This window comes from Mizugakiibacter sediminis, assembly GCF_000953855.2.
Taxonomy (GTDB): Bacteria; Pseudomonadota; Gammaproteobacteria; order Xanthomonadales; family Rhodanobacteraceae; genus Mizugakiibacter; species Mizugakiibacter sediminis.
The window spans coordinates 1-5771 of sequence record NZ_DF970234.1; the positions used below are offsets into that span (position 1 = coordinate 1).

Below are 5771 nucleotides of genomic sequence, written 5' to 3' on the forward strand. Positions count from 1 at the left end.
CGCTGGCCGAGATCACCCACGAGCGCGATCTCGAGGCGCTGGATCGCAGCCTGCTGATGTCGCTGGCCGAGCTGGTGCCGCTGCGCGCCGCCGCGCTGTACAAGCTGGCCGGCGAATGCGGCACGCCGCGCGGGCTGGCCGAGGTGGCGCGTGCGGCGCCCGGCGGCAGCGCGTTCGCCGTGACCGCCGGCGCGCCGACGACGCGCGACCGCGAAGACGCGGCGCTGGCCGAATGCCTGGCCAGCCGGCTGCCGCTGCAGTGTCCGGCGACGGGCGGCGGCGCGCGCCTGCTGGTGCCGCTGCTGTGCGACGGCCACGCGCTGGGCGCGCTGGCGGTGGAGAGCATGGCCGAGCTGGCCGAGGCGCGCCTGCTGGTGGAAGGCTTCGCGCGCGTCTACGCCAACTACGTCGCCCTGCTGCACGAGAGCGAGCGCGACAAGCTGACCGGCCTCTACAACCGCCGCACCTTCGACCGCCGCCTGCAGCGCCTGATCGAGCAGCAGCGCGCCGAGCGCGCCGCGGCGCCCGCGCCCGCCGCCGTCGACGCGCGCCGGCACGACGACGGCGACGCGCACGTCTGGCTGGCGATCTTCGACATCGACCACTTCAAGCGCATCAACGACACCTTCGGCCACGTCTACGGCGACGAGGTGATCCTGATGCTTTCGCAGCGCATGAAGGCGTGCTTCCGCCGCACCGACCTGCTGTTCCGCTTCGGCGGCGAGGAATTCGTGGTGCTGCTGGAGCCGGCGCCCGAGGCGATGGCGCGGCGCGCGCTGGAGCGCTTCCGCGAGAGCGTCGCCGCGCAGCCGTTCCCGCAGGTCGGCACGGTGACCGTCAGCCTGGGCTACGCGCGCATGGCGCCCGGCGACTATCCGATGCTGGTGCTGGACCGCGCCGACAAGGCGCTCTATTACGCCAAGCAGCACGGCCGCAACCGCACCTGCGGCTACGAGGCGCTGGTCGCCGCCGGCGAGCTCGAGGCGCCGCACCACGCCGGCTCGGTCGACCTGTTCTGAGCCCGGCGCGCATCCGCCGCGGCGCGGATGCCGCGCGTCCGAAGCTCGCCTCTTGCGCTGCCGCGTCGTCGCCGGGGATGATGGCGGGGCCGGGTCACCCGACGTTTGTCATCTCGCGACCGTGACATCCGGCCGTTGGCGGATCGGCCGGGCGGGAGCAGGCTAGCCCGGCCTCGGCCCCTTCCCTTAACTGAACCGCTTAGTTTAGTATTGCGCGCGGCCCGGCGCGCCCCCGTGTCGTGCCGCGCGACGCCCGAGCCCCGCGTCGGGCGTGTCGTATCGACGGCGCCCTGACCCCTCGAACCGACGGACGGAGAGACTCCCATGCACGCCCGCGTGGAGAACAAGCCCAGCACGACCAAGCGCATGATCGTGATGGTGCTGCTGGTGCTGCTGTTGATCGCCATCATCGCCGGCATCAAGGTGCTGCTGGTGATGCGCATGATGGCGGGGATGAAGCCGCCGCCGCCGCCGGTGGTGACCACCACCCAGGCCGGCTACCAGGAATGGCAGCCCGAACTGGGCGCGGTCGGCACCCTGCGCGCCGTGCGCGGCGTGGACGTGGCCTCCGAGGTCGCCGGCCTGGTCACCGAGGTGCCGATGAAGTCCGGCAGCGAGGCGAAGAAGGGCGACGTGCTGCTGCGCCTGCGCGACGCCGACGACGTCGCCAAGCTGCAGCAGCTGCAGGCGACGCTGCATCTGGCCCAGCTCAATTACGAGCGCGCCAAGAAGCAGGTCGCGGTGCAGGCGATCGCCCAGGCCGACTACGACGCCGCGAAGACCAACCTCGAGAAGGCGCGCGCCGACGTCGCCGCGCAGGCCGCGCTGGTGGCGAAGAAGACCATCCGCGCGCCGTTCGCCGGCAAGCTCGGCATCACCATGATCAACCCCGGCCAGTACATCAACCCGGGCGACAAGATCGTCACCCTGCAGCAGCTCGACCCGATCTACATCGACTTCTACCTGCCGCAGCGCAACCTCGGCGAGCTGCGCGTCGGCAGCAAGGTGTCGCTGCACCTCGACGCCTATCCGGGCAAGCGCTTCGAGGGCACGCTCACCGCGATCAACCCCAAGGTCGATGCGGACACGCGCAACGTGCAGATCGAAGCCGCCATCGCCAATCCCGAGCACGTGCTGGCGCCGGGCATGTTCGCCAACGTCGCGGTGGAAACCGGCAAGCAGCAGCGCTACCTGACCCTGCCGCAGACCGCGGTGGTGTTCAACCCCTACGGCCAGACGGTCTACGTGGTCAAGCACAAGAGCGAGCTGCCGGACGCCAGCGGCGGCAAGGCGGGCGGCGATCCGAAGCCGGCCGCCAAGCCGGCGGCGGCCGGCGCCGCCGGCGACGATCTCGCCGTGCAGCAGGTGTTCGTGACCACCGGCCCCACGCGCGGCGACCAGGTGGCGGTGCTCACCGGCCTCAAGGCGGGCGACGTCGTCGTCACCAGCGGCCAGGTCAAGCTGAAGAGCGGCATGGCGGTGACCGTCGACAACCGCGTGCGTCCCGAGGACAACCCGAATCCGACGCCGCAGGAACGCTGAGCGCGCAGCCCTCTCCCCGCGGGAGGGGGCGGCGCGTAGTGCCGGGCCAGGGTCCGGGCTCCGAGCGCCCCTCGGAGTCGGCGAGCCCTCGCCCCAACCCCTCTCCCGAGCGGAGCGGGGCTTCAGGAGCGATCCATGAATTTCACCGACATCTTCATCAAGAAACCGGTGCTGGCGATCGTCGTCAGCCTGCTGATCCTGGTGCTCGGCCTGCGCGCGCTGACCGACCTCACCGTGCGCCAGTATCCGAAGACCGAGAACGCGGTGGTCACCGTCACCACGGCGTACTACGGCGCCGACGCGCAGACGGTGGCGGGCTTCATCACGCAGCCGCTGGAACAGGCGATCTCGCAGGCGGAAGGCATCGACTACCTGACCTCGACCAGCGTCAGCGGCGTGTCGACCATCACCGCCACGCTGCGCCTCAACTACGACGCCAACAAGGCGCTGACGCAGATCCAGACGCAGGTCACCTCCGTGCGCAACCAGCTGCCGCCGCAGGCGCAGCAGCCGGTGCTGAACGTGCAGGTCGGCCAGACCATCGACGCGATGTACATGGGCTTCCGCAGCGACACGCTGCCGTCCAACAGCATCACCGACTACCTGGCGCGCGTGGTCAAGCCGAAGCTGGACTCGATCGACGGCGTGCAGACCGCGGAGATCCTCGGCGGCCGCCAGTTCGCGCTGCGCGCGTGGCTGGACCCGGAGCGCATGGCCGCGCACGGCGTCACCGCCGCCGACGTCTACCAGGCGCTGTCGGCCAACAACTATCTCGCCGCGGTCGGCACCACCAAGGGCCAGATGGTCAGCGTCGACCTGACCGCGGCCACCGACCTGCACACGGTGGACGAGTTCAAGCAGCTCGCGGTGAAGTCGAAGAACGGCGCGATCGTGCACCTGCAGGACGTCGCCGACGTCACCCTCGGCGCCGAGGACTACGACTTCAACGTCGCCTTCAGCGGCAAGCAGGCGGTGTTCATCGGCATCAAGGTCGCGCCCGACGCCAACGTGCTCGACGTCGCCCAGCGCGTGCGCGAGGCGATGCCGGACATCAAGGCGCAGCTGCCCGCCGGCCTGAGCGGCGAGATCGTCTACGACGGCACCGAGTTCGTCACCGCCTCGATCCACGAGGTGGTGAAGACGCTGGTCGAGGCGCTGGTGATCGTCACCCTGGTGATCTTCCTGTTCCTCGGCAGCCCGCGCGCGGTGATCATCCCGGTGATCGCCATGCCGCTGTCGCTGATCGGCACGTTCTTCGTGATGCTGGCGTTCGGCTATTCGATCAACCTGCTGACCCTGCTGGCGCTGGTGCTGGCGATCGGCCTGGTGGTGGACGACGCGATCATCGTCGTCGAGAACGTCGACCGCCACATGAAGGAGGAGGGGCGCTCGCCGCTGCAGGCGGCGCTGCTGGCCGCGCGCGAACTGGGCGGGCCGATCCTCGCCATGACCGTGGTGCTGGTCGCGGTGTACGTGCCGATCGGCTTCCAGAAGGGCCTGACCGGCGCGCTGTTCACCGAGTTCGCCTTCACGCTGGCCGGCGCGGTCACCGTTTCCGCGATCGTCGCGCTGACGCTGTCGCCGATGATGTGCGCACGCTTCTTCAGCGCCGAGCAGGAGAGCGGCCGCTTCGTGCAGTGGCTGGACCGCCAGTTCGACCGCGTCCATCACGGCTACCAGCGCCTGCTGCACAACACGCTGTCCACCTGGAGCGTGGTCGTGGTGATGGGCGCGCTGCTGCTCGGCGCGACCTTCCTGCTCGGCATGACCGCGCAGTCGGAGCTGGCACCCGAGGAGGACCAGGGCTTCCTGTTCTACCAGGCCAACGGCGCCCCCAACGCCACCGCCAACCAGATGAACGGCTACGCGCAGCAGATGTTCGCGCTCGGCAGCAAGCTGCCGGAGTACGAGCAGATGTTCCAGATCACCCAGCCCGGCACCGGCTTCGGCGGCATGCTGTTCAAGCCGTGGGACCAGCGGACGAAAAGCGCGCGCGAACTGCAGCAGGAGCTGCAGGGGTTGTGGAGCAGGATCGCCGGCGCGCAGGTGTTCGTGTTCTCGCTGCCGGCGCTGCCGGGCGCGCAGGGCGCGCCGATCCAGTTCGTGATCAAGACCACCGAGCCGTTCCAGAACCTCAACGAGGTGGCGCAGGCGGTGCTCGCCAAGGCGCAGGCCAGCGGCAAGTTCTGGTTCGTCGACTCCGACCTGAAGATCGACAAGCCGCAGGCGACGGTGACGGTCGATCGCGACATGGTGTCGACGCTCGGCATGACGCAGCAGGACGTCGGCAGCGCGCTGGGCGCGGCGCTGGGCGGCGGCTACGTCAACTACTTCTCGATCGCCGGGCGCTCGTACAAGGTGATCCCGCAGGTCAAGCAGGTCGACCGCCTCAACCCGGACCAGGTGCTCGACTACTACCTGCGCGCGCCGGACGGTTCGGTGATCCCGGCTTCGACGGTGGCCTCGCTGAAGAGCGAGGTGGTGCCGCGCTCGATCAACCACTTCCAGCAGCTCAATTCGGCGACCATCTCCGGCGCCAGCGGCATGTCGCAGGGCGAGGCGCTGCAGTTCCTGCGCAGCGCGCTGCAGGAGGTGGCGCCGAGCGGCTACCAGATCGACTACGCCGGCCAGTCGCGGCAGTTCGTGCAGGAATCGGGCGGCTTCGGCACCACGCTGCTGTTCGCCATCATCATCGTGTTCCTGGCGCTGGCCGCGCAGTTCAACAGCCTGCGCGACCCGGTCATCATCCTGGTGTCGGTGCCGATGGCGATCTTCGGCGCGCTGATCTTCGTCAACCTGATCTCCAGCCTGAACATCTACACGCAGGTGGGCCTGGTGACGCTGATGGGCCTGATCTCCAAGCACGGCATCCTGATCGTGCAGTTCGCCAACGAGTCGCAGCGCGCCGGCATGGCCAAGCGCGAGGCGATCGAGCACGCCGCCGCGGTGCGCCTGCGCCCGATCCTGATGACCACCGCGGCGATGGTGCTGGGCGTGATTCCGCTGGTGATCGCCTCCGGCGCCGGCGCCGCCGGCCGCTTCAGCATGGGTCTGGTGATCTCCACCGGCCTGGCGATCGGCACGCTGTTCACGCTGTTCGTGGTGCCGTCGTTCTACATGCTGCTGGCCGCCGACCACCACGCCGAGAAGGCCAGGCACCCCGAGGCTGGCCTCGAGGAAGCGCTGGAAGGCTGAGTGCCGTGCCGCCGC

General features: G+C 69.7%; 3 protein-coding genes. All 3 read left to right on the forward strand.

Annotated features, from left to right (window positions below):
- Nucleotides 1-1019: GGDEF domain-containing protein (locus MBSD_RS11060; protein ID WP_062537381.1), on the forward strand; the 1019-nt coding region annotated here is incomplete at its 5' end.
- Nucleotides 1020-1343: 324 nt separating this feature from the next.
- Nucleotides 1344-2561, forward strand: coding sequence for an efflux RND transporter periplasmic adaptor subunit (locus MBSD_RS11065; protein WP_062537382.1), 1218 nt, complete (start codon nt 1344-1346; stop codon nt 2559-2561).
- Nucleotides 2562-2696: 135 nt separating this feature from the next.
- A complete protein-coding gene (locus MBSD_RS11070; RefSeq protein ID WP_062537383.1) occupies nt 2697-5756 on the forward strand; it encodes an efflux RND transporter permease subunit in 3060 nt (1019 codons plus the stop codon).
- The last annotated feature ends 15 nt before the right edge of the window (nt 5757-5771 follow it).